13 protein-coding genes and 1 tRNA gene are annotated in these 17,753 nt (G+C 72.1%); 6 read left to right on the top strand and 8 right to left on the bottom strand.

The genetic code is table 11. From position 1 onward, the window contains the following. Window positions 1-16: 16 nt before the first annotated feature. Window positions 17-526 (bottom strand): DUF309 domain-containing protein, encoded by a 510-nt coding sequence (locus tag ACFZBD_RS04290; protein ID WP_391135026.1) that lies wholly within the window; start codon window positions 524-526, stop codon window positions 17-19. Window positions 527-699: 173 nt separating this feature from the next. On the opposite strand from ACFZBD_RS04290, the gene ACFZBD_RS04285 reads away from it, so the two are divergent. Both ACFZBD_RS04285 and ACFZBD_RS04280 read left to right on the top strand, forming a co-directional pair. Next, a tRNA-Pro gene (locus tag ACFZBD_RS04285) sits at window positions 700-776 on the top strand. A gap of 199 nt (window positions 777-975) precedes the next feature. Further along, window positions 976-1,827 (top strand): DUF72 domain-containing protein, encoded by an 852-nt coding sequence (locus ACFZBD_RS04280; RefSeq protein WP_391135023.1) that lies wholly within the window; start codon window positions 976-978, stop codon window positions 1,825-1,827. A gap of 70 nt (window positions 1,828-1,897) precedes the next feature. Here ACFZBD_RS04280 and ACFZBD_RS04275 read toward each other — a convergent pair whose 3' ends face one another. The 6 genes from ACFZBD_RS04275 to ACFZBD_RS04250 all read right to left on the bottom strand — a co-directional run bounded on the left by ACFZBD_RS04275 (window position 1,898) and on the right by ACFZBD_RS04250 (window position 8,914). Beyond that, window positions 1,898-2,305, bottom strand: a complete 408-nt coding sequence (locus ACFZBD_RS04275; protein ID WP_391135021.1) for an FKBP-type peptidyl-prolyl cis-trans isomerase — start codon at window positions 2,303-2,305, stop codon at window positions 1,898-1,900. Window positions 2,306-2,441: 136 nt separating this feature from the next. After that, a complete protein-coding gene (locus ACFZBD_RS04270) occupies window positions 2,442-4,055 on the bottom strand; it encodes an AMP-binding protein (RefSeq protein WP_391135018.1) in 1,614 nt (537 codons plus the stop codon). Window positions 4,056-4,101: 46 nt separating this feature from the next. Next, window positions 4,102-5,808, bottom strand: a complete 1,707-nt coding sequence (locus ACFZBD_RS04265; protein WP_391135015.1) for an aldehyde dehydrogenase family protein — start codon at window positions 5,806-5,808, stop codon at window positions 4,102-4,104. A gap of 82 nt (window positions 5,809-5,890) precedes the next feature. Then, window positions 5,891-7,228, bottom strand: coding sequence for an MFS transporter (locus ACFZBD_RS04260; protein WP_391135012.1), 1,338 nt, complete (start codon window positions 7,226-7,228; stop codon window positions 5,891-5,893). A 48-nt stretch (window positions 7,229-7,276) separates the two neighbouring features. Further along, on the bottom strand, window positions 7,277-8,194 hold the full coding sequence (locus tag ACFZBD_RS04255) for a TauD/TfdA family dioxygenase (RefSeq protein ID WP_391135009.1): 918 nt from the start codon (window positions 8,192-8,194) through the stop codon (window positions 7,277-7,279). 117 nt (window positions 8,195-8,311) lie between these two features. Next, the gene (locus ACFZBD_RS04250; RefSeq protein WP_391135006.1) at window positions 8,312-8,914 is read right to left on the bottom strand and encodes a TetR/AcrR family transcriptional regulator C-terminal ligand-binding domain-containing protein; all 603 of its coding nucleotides are present in this window, start codon (window positions 8,912-8,914) and stop codon (window positions 8,312-8,314) included. A 227-nt stretch (window positions 8,915-9,141) separates the two neighbouring features. Between ACFZBD_RS04250 and ACFZBD_RS04245 the strand changes: the two genes are divergently transcribed. From ACFZBD_RS04245 to bla, 3 genes are all read left to right on the top strand, one after another. Continuing rightward, window positions 9,142-12,876, top strand: a complete 3,735-nt coding sequence (locus ACFZBD_RS04245; protein WP_391135004.1) for a S8 family serine peptidase — start codon at window positions 9,142-9,144, stop codon at window positions 12,874-12,876. 137 nt (window positions 12,877-13,013) lie between these two features. Beyond that, window positions 13,014-14,006 carry a helix-turn-helix domain-containing protein gene (locus ACFZBD_RS04240; RefSeq protein ID WP_391135001.1) on the top strand — a complete coding sequence of 331 codons (993 nt, stop codon included), beginning with the start codon at window positions 13,014-13,016 and terminating at the stop codon, window positions 14,004-14,006. Between the two features lie 235 nt (window positions 14,007-14,241). Beyond that, complete coding sequence (gene bla / locus ACFZBD_RS04235) at window positions 14,242-15,180, top strand: class A beta-lactamase (RefSeq protein ID WP_391134998.1); 939 nt, start codon at window positions 14,242-14,244, stop codon at window positions 15,178-15,180. Window positions 15,181-15,195: 15 nt separating this feature from the next. Here bla and ACFZBD_RS04230 read toward each other — a convergent pair whose 3' ends face one another. Further along, entirely contained in the window at window positions 15,196-16,200 is a 1,005-nt protein-coding gene (locus tag ACFZBD_RS04230) for an EamA family transporter (protein ID WP_391134995.1), read from the bottom strand. Window positions 16,201-16,228: 28 nt separating this feature from the next. Here ACFZBD_RS04230 and ACFZBD_RS04225 point away from each other — a divergent pair, with 28 nt between their 5' ends. Next, complete coding sequence (locus ACFZBD_RS04225) at window positions 16,229-17,740, top strand: aminotransferase class I/II-fold pyridoxal phosphate-dependent enzyme (protein WP_391134992.1); 1,512 nt, start codon at window positions 16,229-16,231, stop codon at window positions 17,738-17,740. Window positions 17,741-17,753: the final 13 nt, after the last annotated feature.

The raw sequence follows: 17,753 nt of genomic DNA, 5'->3' as shown, positions 1-17,753 counted from the left end.
CCCGGCCGGCAGGGCGCTACCGCCGGCGCAGCCGCGGCGCCTCGGCGGCGGCGTCGACCACCGGGCCGGCCCCGTCCCCACCGCCCCGATCGGTACGGTCGGCCAGTTCGCGCGCCCATCCGGCGAGGCCGTCCACATCGATGCCGTACGACCGCCCCTGCGCGCCCGGCCGAGGGCTCGTGACCCGGTCGGCGCCCCGGCGCAACAACCGGGCCCCGCCCCGGGCGTTGCCGCGCGCGGTGTGCGTGAGCCCGACCGCCAGCTGAGCGAGCCCCTGCCACAGATCCCGCTCCTCGGCGGGCCCGGTCTTCCAGGCGTCCTCGAAGACCTCGTGGGCGTGGAACGGCATCCCGGCGTCGAGCAGCCGCTGCGCCTCGGCGAGCGTCTCCGCAGGCGTGCGCGACAGCCCCTCCGGCTGCCGGGGCACCCCCTCCGCCCCGTACGGCAGGGGCCGCCCCAGCCCGTCCCGCGGCCGCGCACTGCGCGCCCGCCCTTCCTCGTCGCGGTCCCTCGGCGTCCGGCTCACCCCGCCATTGTCGCCCCCTCGCCCCACCCCGGCGGCCGCCACGCCCCCCACCTGCACCGTCGCTTCCCCGCCCACCCGGCGCGACGCCGACCCCGTGCGCTCATCCGGCCCCCGGAGTGGGGTAAAGTCTCTCTCGCAACGCCCCACCGGGAACACCGGGAGGGGACGAGCACCGGGACGTGGCGCAGCTTGGTAGCGCACTTGACTGGGGGTCAAGGGGTCGCAGGTTCAAATCCTGTCGTCCCGACCACGCGGAAACGCAGGTCGGAGGCCGTTCTCTCATCCATGAGAGGGCGGCCTTTCGTGTGTCCGGGGGCCGTGGTGGTCGCATCGGTCGCCACCCGCTCTTCGTCGGGCGCCCCTTCGACCTCGTCTCCGTCGGCCGGCGTCGTCACGGGGGCGGTGAGTCCATTTCCGGGTAGAGGGGCCCGAAGGAAAGGACGGCCGGAATGGGCGAGTGGCTGATCGGGACGTGTTCATGGACGGACAAGGCGCTGGTGGCCAGCGGATGGTACCCACCCGGGCGGCGTGACCCGGAGGGGAGGCTGCGGCACTACGCCGAACGCTTCCCCGTCGTGGAGGTCGACGCCGGCTACTACGCGCTCCCCAGCGTGCGCAACAGTCTGCTCTGGAGCGAACGCACGCCCCCGAGCTTCCGGTTCGATGTCAAGGCGTTCTCCCTCCTCACCGGCCACCCGACCCGCACGAGCGCCCTGCCCGCCGACCTGCGAGGCCACGCCCTCGACGATCCGGAGCTGCTCGACGAGGTCTGGCACCGTTTCGGCGCCGCCCTGCGGCCCCTCCAAGAGTCCGGCCGGCTGGGCGCCGTACTGTTCCAGTTCCCGCCGTGGTTCGGTCCGGGCGCGCAGGCGGAGACCGTGCTCCATACCACCAGGAAACGGATGTACCAGTGGCCGATGGCCGTGGAGTTCCGTCATCCCGACTGGTGGCGCGAGGACCGGCGGGAGCGCACGGCCGCCCTGTTGAGGGACCTGGACGCCACCGCGGTGGCCGTCGACACGGTCCAAGGGCTGCCCGCCTCGATGCCCGCCGTCACACCCGTCACGTCCTCAACGCTCGCCATGGTCCGCTTCCACGGCCGTAGCGCCGCCTGGGGGACCGGAAGCAAGGAGGACCGCTTCCGCCATACCTACACGCGCGAGGAACTGGCCGCCTGGCTGCCGAGCCTGCGCCGTATGGCGGACCGGGCCGAGCAGCTGCACGTCCTGTTCAACAACTGCTGCGGTGACGCCGCGGTACGCGCCGCCGAGACGCTGAGCGATCTGCTGGAAGACTCCTGAAGCGGCCGTCCGGTGACCCCCGAACGGCGCGTGGGCGCTCACGCCCCAGCGGCCCGAAACGCGGGGGCCCTCAGGACGCGCTGCTCCACCCGGCGGTCCGGGAGTACGAGTCGAGCAGGTCCACCACGAAAACCAGGGTCGAGTGCGCCGGGATGAGCGGCGAGGGCGACTCCTTGCCGTAGCCGAGACGCGGAGGAACGACGATCTCGCGCCGACCGCCGACCCTCATCCCCCGCACGCCCCGGTCCATGCCCTTGATGACCCGGCCGCCGCCGAGGGCGAACTTGAACGGCTCGCCGCGGTCCCAGGAAGCGTCGAACTGCTTCCCGGATTCGAAGGCCACCCCTACGTAGTGCACCCGGACCACCATGCCCGGCGTCACCTCGGCCCCGTCCCCGACGACCAGGTCGCGGATGGTCAGCTCGGTGGGAGCGGCACCCTTCGGAACGTCGACCTCGGGCTTCGTCAGCTCACCCATCACAGCCTCATCACTCTCCGCCGGTGCCCCGCACGGACAAGCCGGACACGCGGACTCTCCCCGGCAGCCTATGCCGGTCTCGTGGCGGGAGCCGACCGGCCGCAGACGGCCGGTCGGCTGAACGCCACCCGCTGCCTCAGTGCGCCTGCAGCGGTTCCGCGGCGCGTTCTGCGGTGACGTCGGCGCCGGCCTCCGCCGTACCCGCCTCCCGAAGCTCGCGCTTGAGGATCTTGCCCGTGGCGTTGGTGGGCAGGGCATCGAAGAACTCCACCAGACGGGGGTACTTGTAGCCCGCCATCTCCTCCCTGCACCAGGCGATCAACTCCACCTCGGAGAGCGCCGCTCCCGGGGTGCGTACCACGCAGGCCTTGATCTCCTCACCATGGCGGGCGTCCGGCAGGCCGATCACGGCCGCCATGCTCACGGCGGGGTGCGTGAGCAGTACCTCCTCGACCTCGCGCGGGTACACGTTGAAGCCACCACGGATGATCATGTCCTTGGCGCGGTCGACGATGTAGAACCAGCCGTCGGCGTCGCGGCGGGCCAGGTCACCGGTGCGGAACCAGCCGTCGCGCATCACCTCGGCGGTCGCGTCGGGCCGGTTGAAGTAGCCCTTCATCACGTTGTGCCCGCGGACGACTATCTCCCCGATCGCGTCGGCGCCCTGGACCGGGGTCCAGTCCTCGCCGACAAGGTCCACCTCCACGCCCCAGACGGGGCGTCCGATGGAGCCGGGGCGCACCGGCTCTCCCCGTGGCGAGAAGGTGGCGGCGGGGCTGGTCTCCGAGAGGCCGTACCCCTCCAGGATCGTGACGCCGAACCGCTCGGCGAAGCGGCGGTGGATCTCCACCGGGAGCGCAGAGCCCCCCGAGCCCGCCATGCGCAGGTTCTTCGCGATCTGTGGCAGGTCCACGTCGTCGGCGTCCGATGCGAGCAGAGCCCAGAACATGGTGGGGACGCCCGCGAAGAAGGTGACCGCGTGGCGTTGCATGAGGGCGAGGGCAGCACAGGCATCGAAGCGTGGCAGCAGGACCAGCGTGGCTCCTGACGCGAGGCCGGCATTCATCTGCACGACCTGGCCGAAGGAGTGGAACAGCGGCAGCGCGATCAGGTGCACGTCGTGCTCCACCTCGCCGAACAGCTTGTGGCAGGTCAGCACATTGAGCATCACATTGGAGTGGCTGAGCTCGGCACCCTTGGGCCGGCCGGTGGTGCCGGACGTGTACAGGATGACCGCGGTGTCACCGGGCTCCGTGGTCACCGTCTCGAAGTCCCCGCGCTGACCGGCCAGCGCCGTCGTGAGGCTCTCGGCGCCCTCGATCGGGGAGTCGCCGGAGAGTGCGGCCGTCATGACGAAGAAGTGCTCGCAGTCCGGCGCCTCGCCGAAGCCGGACCAGCCCTCCTGCCCGAGCGGGAGTTCGGCGCTTCCCTCGAAGCAGAAGTAGGCCTTGGCCTGGGAGTCGGCCAAGTGGTAGGCGGTCTCACGTCCCTTGAGCAGCACATTGAGCGGTACCACCACCGCGCCGGCCTTGAGGATACCGTAGTAGACGATCGGGAACCACGGCAGGTTCGGGCAGGACAGGGCGACCTTGTCGCCCGGCTCGATACCGCGCGAGCGGAGGAGGTTGGCCACGCGGTTGGCGGCCGTGTCCAGCTCCGCGTAGGTGAGCCGCTGGTCGCCCAGGACGATGGCGGTGCGGTCGGGTACGGCGCGGGCGCTGTTCTCCAGTACGACGGCGAGGTTGAGCATGGGGTCTCCGTAGGGTGGGTCGGTGCGAGCGGCAGGCGAGCGGGTGTCAGCCCCGCAACGCGGACGCGAGGAGGGCGGGCAGCTTGGTGAGGCTCGGCGCGGCCGTGAAGCGGGTGAGGCGCCGCACCGTGGTCAGGGCGGTGCGGTGGGTGACGAAGTACGGCGGGCGCGGTGACAGGGTCGCGTCGCCCGTGATCAGGCCGCGCGGAGCGGGTGTGAAGGGCGCGCGCAGGACGGTCTTCTCGACGTCCTCGAGCATGAACGCGTTGTGCACGAAGCCGATGCCGCTGCCGATGTCCTGCCGTGTGTGGCCGGGGAAGGCGCCCCAGGGTGTGTAGCCGAGCAGGAAACCGACCCCTGACCAGCAGTTGACGCCCAGCGTGCCGTAGCGCAGCTCGGCGACGGCGGTACGCACCGCCTCCCGATGGGCCTTCTCCGTCCTCGGGTGGACGATCAGGGTGGCGCCGAGGGTGCCGGGCAGGGTGTCGTTGGCGAAGTCGACGGCCTGCTGCAGGAATGCGGCCGGGGATGCGCCGGGCAGGCGTACGACGCCCAGGGCGCTGCCGAAGACCTCGTCGAGAACGAGGAGGTCGTCGTGGTCCGTGATGTCGGGCACGAGCAGTCGGCAGCCGTCGCCGTGGGTCTCCGCCGTCGGGTGAGCCGCTCGTACGGAGGCGAGACGGTCGGCGGCGCCGGGGTAGTAGTCGGCGCGCGGGGGCAGTCGGCGCAGCACCTTCCGGATCTCGTCGAGCAGCCGCTCGGTGCCGTCCCAGTCACGCGGCAGGACCAGGATCTGGCTGGCGATGCAGTTGTGGCCCGAGTTGTTCATCTTGCTGGTGACGATGTGCTCGGCTTGGAAGCGGAAGTCGGCTTCGCTCCACGGGCCCGGCGACACGATGCAGGGGCTGACGCCGCCCAGTTCGCTGCTGAAGGGCTTGGCGATCAGCGGCAGGTCGTCACGTCTGCGCCGCTCGGCGTCCTCGTCGGTGCCCCAGACGATGGCGTCGTGGGTGCGGTCGCTGCCCGTGACATGAATGGAGTCGACGCCTGCGTGGCGGGTGAGGTAGCCGCCCTCGGCCGCGCCGCCGTCGACGAAGCGCAGCCAGCCCCGTTCGACGAACTCGGCGAAGACGCGCTCGAAGTGGGGGCGCACGTAGGCGTTGACCGGGTTCATCTTGGCGATGACGACCTGGCCCTCGGCATAGAGCTTGTGCAGGATGTCCAGCGCGGTGATGGCGGCGACGTTGCCGGCGCCGAGCACCAGAGCGAGGCCAGGGTCTCCCTGCCTGCCCTGGTACTCTCCCGCGGCGCACGCCCGCGCCTGCTCCGCGGTGACGCCGGGGCGCAGCCACACCTGCGCCGTGAACCCGTTGAGCAGCAGAGCGTCCCAGCCGGTGGCGGGGAAGACGTCCACGCGCGTGCGGCCGTTCTCCTCGTGAACCGTCCTGCCGTCCAGCGGGTCCCCGCCGGCGGCGATCCGCCGCAGGACGTGCAGGAGCGCGGCGGTGTTCTGGGCCAGGGCCCAGGGCCCGCCGATCCAGTCCTCGGCCGCCCAGGGGGAGTCCGGTCCGTACCCCTTCGCCCGGGCGCCCGCACCGGCGATGTCGGACGCATTCGCGACGACGCGCGGCAGCAGCCGCTCCAGGAGGGCGATGCGTTCGGCGAGCGGGGTGGCGCACCAGGACGCGGCATGGGCGCGTACGTCGGCCACGGTGCGGTCGAGCAGGGAGGTGTCGAGGGTGCTGCTGTTCAACGTCGTTCCTTGCGGTCGGTCGGGAGCGGGAAGGGCGAGGCCTGCTCCCGGCGCTGCGCGAGGAGCGGACACGCGCCCGTGGTCACGCGGTCAGCAGGCGGGCGTCGCGGTCCGGGTCGATCAGCGTGAGGGCGGCGACTCCGCTCAGCAGGAGAACGGCGCCGGTGATCAGGACGCCGTGCCGGTAGCCCCCCACGCCGTGGGTGTCCACGAGGTGCCCGATGAGCGTCGGGGCGATCAGACCGGCGGTGGTCACCACGGCGTTCATGATGCCGAGGGCGCCGCCGCGACGATCGGCCGGAGCCAGTTCCGTGACGGTGGTGACGGCGACGCTGCTCATCGCTCCGGCGAGCCCGAATCCGGTGATCAGGAGCAGGGCCGTCACGGCACCGGCCGGGGCCGACGGCAGGGCGAGGCATGCCGCGGCACCGACGAGCAGCAGCACACCGCCGACCCTGCCGCGGGCCCATCGACTCGCGGTTCCGCGGCGCAGCAGCCACCCGGTCAGACCTGCCTGCCCGAGCACCACCACCCCGCCCAGCCCCCAGACCAGCATCAGCATCCGGGTGGACCCGGCGGAGGTGTAGCCGAGCGCGTCCTGAAGGTAGGAGGGCAGCCAGACGAGGGCGAAGGCGATGACCCAGTACGTGCCGAAGTAGGCGGCCGTCGCACCGATCCAGGTACGGGTCGCGAGGATGCGCCGGTACGGCGTCCTCGGCCGGGCCGCACCCGGCCCCACCGCTCTCTCCCCCTTCCCGTCGTCGGAGCCGCCCGTCGCCGTGGCGTCCGGCGCCGCCGCATAGGGCCCCTCCCCGCCGAAGGGGATCCACAGCAGCGCCCACACGACACCGACCAGCGCCACCGCGGCAACGGCCGAGCGCCAGCCGTGGTGCTGGATCACCCATGTCAGGACGGGAGCGGCGACCAGGACCCCCAGGGTGGTGCCGAGGACGATCAGCGCCCCGGGCAGGTTGCGTCGGTGGTTGGGGAACCAGGACAGGGTGGCTTGCTGAGCGACGGGGAAGGCGGGCCCCTCGGCAGCACCGAGCAGAACACGGGAGGTGAGGAGCACCGCGAGCCCTCCGCCCACCGCCAGCGGCGCCTGGGAGACGGACCAGAGGACGGCCATGGCAAGGATCAGCCACTTGGGCCGGATGCGGTCCGCGAGCAGCCCCACGGCGGCACCGGAGATCGAGAACAGCAGGAAGAAGGCGCTGCTGGCGAGTCCGAAGGCCGACGCGGACAGGCCGAGGTCCTGTCGGATCTCCTCCGCGGCCAGGCCGAGCACGGACTTGTCCGCGAAGTTGATCATCATGAAGACGACGAGCAGCGCGGTGACGACCCAGGCGCGGGATCTCGTCCTGCCCGGCGCCTTCCGGGGGCTTGCCGGCACAGCGGGTGCGACATCGATGTCGGTCACAAGGGCTCCGCGGAGACTGGAGGGGGAGGGGAGGGGCCGGGAGCTGGTTCAGGAGAGGGGGACGCCGGCGATGGCGACGCGTTCCATGACGCGGCGCTGCGGGAAGTAGTCGTTGATCGCGTAGTGCTGGGTGGCGATGTTGTCCCAGACCGCGACCGAGCCGGGCTGCCAGCGGAAGCGAACCTGGTACTCGGGGATGCGGGCCTGGAGGACGAGTTCGTCGAGCAGTTCGCGGCTCTCCTCGTCCGACAGCCCGAGGATCCGGGTGGTGAAGGGCTCGTTGACGTACAGCAGCTTGCGACCGGTCCGCGGGTGGCTCACGACGACGGGGTGCTCGACGGCGGGCAGATTCTCCCGGTGCGCCGCGATCTGGCGGTCGGTCATCAGCGCGCCCCAGCTCGGCACCCAGTCGTGCACGGCGGTGAGCCCGTCGACGCGGGCCTTCATGGGCTCGGTGAGGTTGTCGTAGGCGGCCGCCATGTCCGCCCACATGGTGTCGCCGCCGGCGGACGGCACCTCGACGGCGCGCAGTACGGAGCCGAGTGCCGGCGCGGCCATGAACGAGTGGTCGCTGTGCCAGATGTTCTCGGTTCCGACGGCCATGGCGTCCTTGGCCAGCCGGGAGACCCCGACGGTGTCGCCCTTGGGGAAGAAGGGGTTGGGTTCCGGCTCACCCCACAAGCCGGAGAACGCCAGTTGGCTCTTCGGGTCGAAGGCGTGCTGGTCGCGGAAGAAGAGCACCTTCCACTCCAGCAGGGCCTGCCGGATCTCCTCCGCGAGCTCCTCGTCGATCGCGAGCGAGAGGTCGACGCCCTCGATCTCGGCGCCGATGTGCGGGGTGAGCGGGCAGATGTCCAGGATCCGGTAGTCGGGCTGGGGCGCGTTCGGGGCGATGCGGTCGAGCGCGCGCTTCCCGTAGCGCATCAACGGCTTGTCGAGGGCGGGGGCGGGCGTGCTGCTGTCCATGAGTCCTCCGTGGCGAGGGCTAAAATCGTTACCCGGAGTATCGTTATTGCGGCGAGGTGAGGCAAGGGGTCTGACGCGCGCAATGTGGAGCCCGGGATCGCCGCCGCCGCGGAGGCGTCAGCGGACCGGGCCGACGGCCCTGGCGACGAGATCCACGAGGCTGTCCACGAAGCGAGCGTCGGGCATCTCCTGCTCGCCGATCAGCCGGAAGATCAACGGTGCGGCCACCAACGTGGCGGCGGCCCGGACATCGGTCTCCGGGGCCACGTCGCCGCGGATGATCCCGCGTTCGAGGATGCGCCTCGTCTCGCTCGTGATCCGCTCGGTGTACTCCGCGTACTGGCCTCGTACCGCGCCGGTCTCGGCCGCCGCCCCGATGAGGCCCGCGATCAGCCGGTCCGTACCGGGCAGCCGGTAAGCCTCCAGGCGAGCGGTGAGGACGAAACGGAGTTCCGCGCGGAAGTCGTCCAGGTCGGGCACCGACAGAATGCCGATGCGGGTCTCCGCGGCTGCGATGATCAGATCCTGTTTGGTGGGCCACCGCCGGTAGATGGCGGGTTTGCTCACGCCGGCCCGTGCCGCGACGGCGTCCATCGTGACCGCCCCGATCCCCTGCTCGTGGACCATGTCCACGACCGCTGTGAGGACGGCTCCGGTGACCCGTTCCTCTCGCGGTCGACCCGGCCCTCGTCCTGCCCCGTCCGGCTGCGCATCCACCATGTCCAGAGCCTACGGCCGTCGACCCCGGCCGTCGGAGACCGGGGGTCCGGGGCCGTCTCCGGGGGCGACACGCCTGTCGGCACGGACGGGCCGCCGAACCTCACGTCTCGGTACGGTGCCTTTGCGCCCGAAATCGCGAGGTTCACCGCTGACAAACATCCGCCATGGCGAGGACTTGCCGTCATGAGCCCTTCACGACGGTGTTCACCGGTCGATAGACCCATGGCATGTACTTGCCCCCTCATGCTTCCGTCTTCCGGCGCGGGCGCCGGCAGCTGATCGCGGTCGCCACCGCCGTGCCCCTCGTGGCGTCGGGACTCGCGGCCCTGCACGCGCCCGCACAAGCCGCTCCGATCAAACCCACCGTCACCGCCAAGCCCTCGGCGACCCACAAGGTCACCCTGGTCACCGGCGACGTCGTCACGGTCACCACGATGGCCGACGGCAAGCAGACGGCCGACGTCGACCGGCCGGACAGCGCCGTCGGCGGCGTGAAAGTGCAGCAGATCAAGGGCGACTTGTTCGTCGTCCCGGACGAGGCGGCGCCGCTGCTGGGCTCGGAGAAGCTGGACCGGCGGCTGTTCAACGTCACCGACTTGATCGAGATGGGCTACGACGACGCGAAGTCGGCCTCGGTGCCGCTGATCGCGACGTACACCCAGCCGAAGTCCCGCGCGGCCGCCCCGCCGACGGCCCCCCGGGGCAGCAGGCTGACCCGCGACCTCAAGGGCATCCGCGCCGCGGCGCTCAGCACCGAGAAGGGGCAGGCCCGCACCTTCTGGACCACCGTGGCGCCGCGAAACGGCGCGACGCTCGGCGCGGGTCTGGCGAAGCTGTGGCTCGACGGCCGGGTGAAGGCCGGCCTGAAGGAGAGCGTGCCGCTGATCGGCGCGCCCGAGGCCTGGTCGGCCGGCTACGACGGCAAGGGCGTCAAGGTCGCGGTGCTCGACACCGGCATCGACGTCAACCATCCCGACTTCGCCGGCCTGATCGACGGTACGGCCAGCTTCGTGCCGGGCGAGGCCGTCACCGACGTCAACGGGCACGGCTCGCACGTGGCCGGGACGATCGTGGGTTCGGGCTCGGCCTCCGGGGGCGACAACAAGGGCGTCGCCCCCGGAGCCGACCTGTTCGTCGGCAAGGTGCTCGGTGGCGCGGAGGGCTACGGCCAGGACTCCTGGGTCATGGCCGGCATGCAGTGGGCCGCCGAATCCGGCGCCGACGTCGTCAACATGAGCCTCGGCGACTCGTACCCGACGGACGGCAGCGACCCGATGTCGCAGACGGTCGACGCGCTGTCCGCGCAGTACGGCACACTGTTCGTCATAGCCGCCGGCAACGCGGGCCCGGAGAGCATCTCCTCCCCGGGTGCGGCCGCCTCGGCGCTGACCGTGGCCGCCACGGACAAGGACGACCGGCTCGCCTCCTTCTCCAGTACCGGCCCGCTCGCCTACTCCGGCGCCATGAAGCCGGACATCTCGGCGCCCGGCGTGGCCATCACCGCAGCTCGCTCGCAGGAGATGACCGACGGTGGTGAGGGTCTCTACCGCACCATCAGCGGCACATCGATGGCCACTCCGCACGTGGCCGGCGCTGCGGCGATCCTGGCACAGCGGCACCCGGACTGGACCGGCGCGCAGCTCAAGGAACACCTGATGAGCACCGCGAAGGGCCTGGCCGACGGGTACTCGCCGTACGAGGTCGGCACCGGTCGTCTCGACGTGGCCGCCGCCGTGCGCACCCCGGTCCGCGCCACCGGATCGCTCTTCTTCGGCAACCACACATGGCCGCACCAGCCGAGCGACGTCCCCGTCACCAAGGAGACGACCTTCACCAACACGGGCTCCGCCGACCTCACGCTCGACCTGGCGTTGACCGACGCCGACGGCCCGTTCACGTTGGGCGCCGCCACGGTGACCGTCCCGGCGGGCGGAACCGCCGCCGTCCCGGTGACCGGTGACCCGCGGACCGCATCGGTCGGCCGGCACGTCGGCTACGTGATCGCCACCGACGCGGCCACGGGGCAGCCGGTGACCCGCACATCGGTCGCGCTCCTCAAGGAGGAGGAGCGCTACGACCTGAACATCAAGCTGATCGGCCGCGACGGAAAGCCCGCCGCCGGGTCGGTCGCGATCAACCTGGCCGGTGACTTCTGGCCGTGGTCGGTCCACGTCGACGGCTCGACCACCATGCGCATGGCCCCCGGCCTGTACACCGTCGCGGCGTACCTCGACGTGGCCGGCGAGAAGGCGGACCGGTCGGGTATGGCCGTGCTGCTCGACCCGGAGACCGTGCTCAAGGGCGGCTCCGCGGACGTGGTGCTCGACGCGAGCAAGGCACGTCTGCTGCAGACCGAGGCGCCGCAGCGCACCGAGGACCGCCAGCGCAAGGTCGACTTCAACGTCCACTACGCGGGCCTCGACCCGTACATGGACTACCGCAGCGCATACGTGCTGCCGCCGACGTACGACGACGTCTACGTCGCACCGACGGAGCCCATGAAGCAGGGCGACCTCATGCTGACCACCCGCTGGCGCAAGGGCGAGCCGCGACTCGGCCTGAGCACGCCGGACGGTCGACTCCGCTTCGAGACGCTGGTGCAGGCGGGCAGCGCCCTGGACACCGCCACCGACAGGCTGAACGCCGTCTTCGCGGGCAGCGGCGCGGCGGCCGACTACGACAAGGTCAAGGCCAAGGGCAAGGTCGTCGTCGTCGAGCGCAGCGACGAGGTCGCGCCTCAGGAACGCACCGCGGCCGCGGCCGCGGCCGGTGCCACGGCACTGATCGTGGTCAACGACGGTGTCGGCGCCCTGATGGAGTACGTCGGCGAGTCGACCATCCCGGTCGCCACCGTGCACCGTGACGCGGGCAAGGTCCTCATCTCGATGGCCAAGGCCGGCACGCCGAAGCTGACCGTCGAGCAGACCGCGCACACGCCGTTCGTCTACGACCTGACCCGGGACTACCCCGGCCGGGTGCCGGACCGGGCCCTGGTCTACAAGCCGACCCAGGACGACCTCGCCCGGATCGACGCCCGCTACTACTCGGCCACGGAAGGCACGTCGGCGGAAGGATACCGATCCGACTTCACCCTCAGCCCGTCGTTCAACTTCCCCGAGCCCGAGTGGCACCCGGGCACCCGGACCGAGTGGGTGACCCCGGGCCAGGTCTGGAGGGAGTTCCACGCGCAGGGCATCGACGGGAGCCTGCCGTGGGTGATGGTGTCGGGCGACAACACGTACGCCAAGGGCAGCACCACCCGCCTGGACTGGTTCGCCCCGGCGACCCGGCCCGCCCAGGGCGAGTCCTTCGGCGTGTACAACTCCCGCTGGCAGAACTACATGACCTGGAACGTGCAGGCATGGGCCTCCGCCAGCGACAACATGCGCCTCGGCGGCTTCCTGCCGTGGGGCGAGACGCCGTCCCGTCTGCGGGTGTTCCAGGGCGACACGCTGATCCACGACAACCCGGTCGGCGGGGACATGCAGTGGGTCGCGGTACCGGCGGGCCGACTGCCCTACCGTGCCGTCCTCGACGTGGAGCGGCCCGGGGACGTCTTCCGGCTGTCAACACGCACCCACAGTGAGTGGACGTTCATGTCCGACACCGTCGACTCGGACTTCTTCGAGCCGTTCTCGGTGCTGAACCTGGACTACAAGCTGGAGACGGACCTCCACGGGGACGTCAAGGCCAACGCACACCAGCAGATCGCCCTCAAGCCGGTGTCGATGAACCTCGGCACCGTGCCGGGCACCGTCACCAAGGTGCAGTTGGACGTCTCGTACGACGACGGCTCCACCTGGCAGAAGGTGCACCTGACCAAGGGCACCGATGGCTACTGGACAGGTCCGTTCAGGACGGCCAAGAAGCCCGGCGGCTTCGTCTCTCTCCGCGCGAGCGCCGAGACGGACAGCGGCTTCGGCGTCAAGAACGAGATCGTCCGGGCGTACGGCCTGCGATGAACCGCATTGCCGGGCCCCGGGGAGGCGACTCCCCGGGGCCCCTCCCCTCGCACCCGCTCCCAGCAGGGACTATTCAGGGGCTGCCGCCATGGCGCATACTCTCCCCGCTGTTGAAAGTGGAACGGAGTCGCTCGCCGATGCTGGATGTCCTGGGCCTCGAACCAGAGGAGGAGCACGTCTACCGGGGGCTCCTCGGACGGCCGAACTCCACCCCGGTGCTCCTGTCGGATCTTCTCGGCGTATCGCGAGCCGACATGGACAAGGCCTTGTCCCGCCTGGTCGGGTGGGGACTGGTGATCAGGTCGGCGGACGGGCTGTTCACCGCCGCGCCACCGGCCATGGCGCTCGGCGCTCTCATCAGCCAGCGCCGGGACGGGCTGCGCATGGCCGAGCATGCCCTGGCGACCTTCGCCGAGGAACACCGGGCGGCGATGACCGGGAGCAGCATCGACGATCTGTTCGAGGTCGTCACGGGCGTCGACGCCATCCGCCACCGCTTCCTCCAGGTGCAGCAGGCAGCCCGCACGCAGGTCCGCTCCTTCATCACCGCACCGTTCGTCGCCTTGCCTCCCGACGAGAACACCGCCGAGCCCATGGCCCTCGACCGCGGAGTGCTCTTCCGGGCGGTACTGGACCGCGCCGTGCTGGCCGAGCCCGGCATCGTCCGCGATGCGATCGATTCCCTGCGCAACGGAGTGCAACTGCGTGTCGCCGACGACCTGCCGATGAAACTCGTGCTGGCCGACGCCGACCTCGGCCTCGTCCCCCTCGCGGTCACACCGGCGGGAGAGCACGGTGCCGTGCTGCTGCACCGCAGCGGCCTGCTGGACGCGCTGGACGCACTCTTCGAGACGGTATGGCGCACGGCCCACCCGCTGGAACTGTCGGGCACGGGAGACACCTCCGAAGCTCTCGTCGAGGCCGGTCCGCAAGGCCCGACCGAGCTGGACCGCAGGATCCTCGCGCTGCTCCTGACCGGCCTGACGGATCTGACGGCCGCGACACAACTCGGTCTGTCACCGCGCACGCTGCACCGCCGCCTGCGCCACCTCATGGACATGGCCGGGGTCCGAACCCGGATGCAGCTCGGCGCCTACGCGGCGCGAAACGGCTGGGCGGAGGCACGGTGAACGCGCCGGACAGCTACGGTGTCGACCCCGGGCGCCCTCACTGAGGCCCCCCGTCCCCGGCGTCGCCGAGAAGCTCACCGTCGACACGGAGAGAAGCGCGGATACGTCCCCTCCGGCCGCCCCGCCGGCCCGCGTGGTTTCGGACAGACCGCCGGGCGATTCGCTGTACGGCGAAACCGGGGCGGCCTCCGGTGCGTGGTGGGATACGTCAGCGATCACTGCGGAAGGGACCACCTTGCACACCAACGGACCGGGCCCGTCCCGGCGTACCGCCCTCGCGATCGGTGCGGGTACGGCGATGTCCACGGTCTTCGCGCTCGGTACGGGTCCGGCGCACGCCGCGAACCGGCCGACGCGCCCGGGGGTCCACGGGGTCCAGGTGGCCGAGCGGCTGCGGGAGTTGGAGGCGGCGCACACCGCGCGGTTGGGCGTCTTCGCCCGCAACATGCGCACCGGGCGGACGGTGACGTACCGCGCGGACGAACGCTTCCCCATGGCCTCCGTGTTCAAGACGCTCGCCGCCGCGGCCGTCCTGCGCGACCTGGACCGCCATGGCGAGGTCCTGGGCCGGCGCGTCCACTACACCGCGGAATACGTCACGAAGTCCGGTCACTCGCCCATCACCGGGAAGGCGGAGAACGTGACCGGAGGCATGACCGTCGGCGAACTCTGCGACGCCACCATCCGGTACAGCGACAACACCGCGGGCAATCTGCTGCTCCGAGAACTGGGCGGACCCACCGCCGTCACCCGCTTCTGCCGTTCGACCGGGGACGACGTCACCCGCCTCGACCGGTGGGAGCCCCGACTCAACTCCGCCGAACCGTGGCGCGTCACCGACACCACCACCCCCCGCGCGATCGGCGCCACCTACGCCCGGCTCGTCCTCGGCCGGGTGCTGAACCCCCGGGACCGCGCCCGCCTCACCGACTGGCTGCTCCGGAACACCACCAGCACCGAGAAGTTCCGCAAGGGCCTGCCCGCCGACTGGCTCCTCGCCGACAAGACCGGGGGCGCGCGCCACGGCGGCGCCAACGACGTGGGCATCGCCTGGTCGCCGGACGGCACCCCGTTCGCCCTGGCCGTCCTGACCACGCAGCCGGAGGAGGACGCCGAGGCCGACAACCCACTGGTCGCCACGACGGCCGCCCTGCTCGCGGAGGCCCTCGTCTAGCTCCTTTCGTTCGGATCATGCCGGGCCGGCCCCGCCGGACGGCGGTTCCGGCTCTTGGCGGGGGAGCGGGCGGCGGGGTGGGCGCAGGCCCGTCGCCAGGCCGACGACGACGACCGCCAGCCCCAGCCACACGGCCGGGCCCGGCACCCCGCCACCCGCGACGGCCCCGGCGCCCGCCGCGGCGAGCGGCGCTATCCCGGTCAGCAGCCCGGCCCGGCCCGACCCCACGACGGCCACCGTCCGGTACCACAGCAGGAACGCCACCGCGGTCACCAGGACGGTGAGGTACGCGACGGCCGCCCACTGCTCCGCGCCGAGGGCCGCCACGTCGGCGGGCCGCTCGACGGACACGGCGAGCACCGCCAGCATCACCGCGCCCATCCACACCGCATGTACGGAGACTCCCCACGGCCCGTGCCTGCGCAGCACCGGCACCGCGAGCAGGGTGAACCCGGCCTCGCAGCCCAGCGCGAGGCCCGCCCAGGCCACCCCGGCGGCGTCCGTCCGGCCCGTCCCCTCCACCAGCACCGCCCCGGCCACCACCACGGGCGCCGCCAGCAGCACGCGCCGACTGGGCCGCCGGCCCTCCAAGAAGGGCCCGATCACCCCGAGCAGGATCGGTACGGAGGCCACCGCGACGGCGATGACGGCCGGCTCGGCATGCGCGACCCCTCGTACGACGGCCACGTTGAACAGCACCAGCCCGGTCGCCGCGACCCCGGCCAGCCACAGCCACTCCCGGCCCCTCGGCCGCGACAGCGGCACCCCCGCCGCCCGGGCCAGGACGAGCAGCAGCAGCGCGGCGGCCGCGTACCGCACGGCCTGGACGGTGAACAGCGGGGCGTCGACGAGGGCGCGGGAGACGGTGACGCTTCCGCCGACCAGCGCCATGCCGACCATTCCGGGCGCCAGATCCCGGAAGGCGACGGCGGACGAACCCCCGACGGCCGTCCCGGACCGGCCGGCCGACGCGGGGATGATCGCGGCCTTGGCCGCGGTGAGGGCTTCCCTGTGCTCCATGCCCCCACCCTCACGGCACAATGGTCCGATGAGCAGGTCCAAAGAGCGTGCGAACCAGGGGTCCACAACCGGCTCGGACTTCCTCCAGCTCGACATCGGCCAGGCACCGCCCGGCGGCCGCACCGACTGGCTGGCGGACCGGCTGCGCGCGGCCATCGCCGACGGCACCCTCCCCGTCGGCAGCAGGCTCCCGGCCAGCCGGGTGCTCGCCGGTGAACTCCGCGTCTCCCGGGGGCTGGTCACCGAGGCCTACCAGCGCCTCGCGGAGACCGGCCAGGTGTCCGGCCGCGGCCGCGGCGGCACGGTCGTCGTCGCCGCGCCGCCGCGCGTGACGACGCCCCCGCCCGTCCCCGCGCGCGGCGGACTCGTCGACGCGCTGCGCGCCGTGCCCTGCCGGATCGACCTCTCGCCCGGCGTGCCCGACCTGACCGCCTTTCCCCGTACCGCCTGGCTCCAGGCCGAGCGCCGGGTGCTGGCAGGCCTCACGCCCGCGGACTTCGGCTACGGCAACCCGCAGGGCGCGCCCGCCCTGCGCACGGCGGTCGCCGGCTGGCTGGCCCGCAACCGGGGGATCCGTGCCGACCCCGACGAGGTGGTGATCGTCGCGGGCGTCGCCCAGGCCCTGGGGCTACTGGCCCAGGTCCTGCGGGACGACGGGGCGGCGCGCCGCATCGCGGTGGAGGACCCCGGCTCTCTCGGGGCCCGCCAACAGCTGGAGTACGGAGGGCTGGAGCCGGTCCCCGTACCGGTGGACGAGCACGGGCTGGACGTGGCCGCACTGCGGGCGAGCGGGGCCGGGGCCGTACTCCTCACCCCGGCCCACCAGTTCCCGACCGGGGTGGTGCTCGACGGCGAACGCCGCCGCGACCTGCTCGGCTGGGCCGCCGACGGGGGCCTGGTGATCGAGGACGACTACGACGCCGAGCACCGCTACGACCGGGCCCCCGTACCCGCGCTGCGCGCCCTGCTGCCGGAGGGCGTCTGCTACGCCGGGAGCGTGTCCAAGCTCCTGGCGCCTGCCCTGCGCCTCGGCTGGCTCCTGGTCCCGCCGCGCCTCGCCGAGGCCGTGACGGCCGCCAAGCGGTACGCCGACCTCGGGAACCCGGTCCTCGCCCAGCTGGTCCTCGCCCGCCTGATGGACTCCGGCGAACTCGAACGGCACCTGCGGTTCGTCCGGCGCCGCCACCGGCGCCGCCGCGACGTCATGCTCAGGGCGATCGCGGAGCGGCTGCCCGGGGCCCGGGTGCACGGGGCGGCCGCGGGACTGCATCTGATGGTCACCTTCGACGGGGCCGCGATCGAGGACACCGCCCTCGCCGCGGCGGCCCTGGACCTCGGGGTCAAGGCCCATCCGCTGTCCTGGCACCGCCTCGGCGCCGGTCCGCCGGGCCTGATCCTGGGCTACGCCGCGGGCTCGACGGGAGACATCGAGGAAGGCATCGCGGCGCTCGGCACGGCCCTGCGGAAAATTTCCGGTCGTGGGAAAGTTTCCGGTCGCGAGCGGCAACCTCGCCCGGGGTCGCGCGTCGTGCGGGGGTGAGGGGCGCGGATGC

The sequence above is a fragment of the Streptomyces sp. NPDC008121 genome (assembly GCF_042957155.1).
Lineage (GTDB): Bacteria > Actinomycetota > Actinomycetes > Streptomycetales > Streptomycetaceae > Streptomyces.
This window is presented reverse-complemented; position numbering and strand designations above follow the sequence as displayed.

Bases quoted from the DNA above. Each gene is read 5' to 3' on its own strand.
- ACFZBD_RS04245 (WP_391135004.1), top strand. From the start codon at position 9,142: ATGTACTTGCCCCCTCATGCTTCCGTCTTCCGGCGCGGGCGCCGGCAG.
- ACFZBD_RS04225 (WP_391134992.1), top strand. From the start codon at position 16,229: ATGAGCAGGTCCAAAGAGCGTGCGAACCAGGGGTCCACAACCGGCTCG.
- ACFZBD_RS04255 (WP_391135009.1), bottom strand. From the start codon at position 8,194: ATGGACAGCAGCACGCCCGCCCCCGCCCTCGACAAGCCGTTGATGCGC.
- ACFZBD_RS04230 (WP_391134995.1), bottom strand. From the start codon at position 16,200: ATGGAGCACAGGGAAGCCCTCACCGCGGCCAAGGCCGCGATCATCCCC.
- ACFZBD_RS04275 (WP_391135021.1), bottom strand. From the start codon at position 2,305: ATGGGTGAGCTGACGAAGCCCGAGGTCGACGTTCCGAAGGGTGCCGCT.
- ACFZBD_RS04250 (WP_391135006.1), bottom strand. From the start codon at position 8,914: ATGGTGGATGCGCAGCCGGACGGGGCAGGACGAGGGCCGGGTCGACCG.
- ACFZBD_RS04270 (WP_391135018.1), bottom strand. From the start codon at position 4,055: ATGCTCAACCTCGCCGTCGTACTGGAGAACAGCGCCCGCGCCGTACCC.
- ACFZBD_RS04240 (WP_391135001.1), top strand. From the start codon at position 13,014: ATGCTGGATGTCCTGGGCCTCGAACCAGAGGAGGAGCACGTCTACCGG.
- ACFZBD_RS04280 (WP_391135023.1), top strand. From the start codon at position 976: ATGGGCGAGTGGCTGATCGGGACGTGTTCATGGACGGACAAGGCGCTG.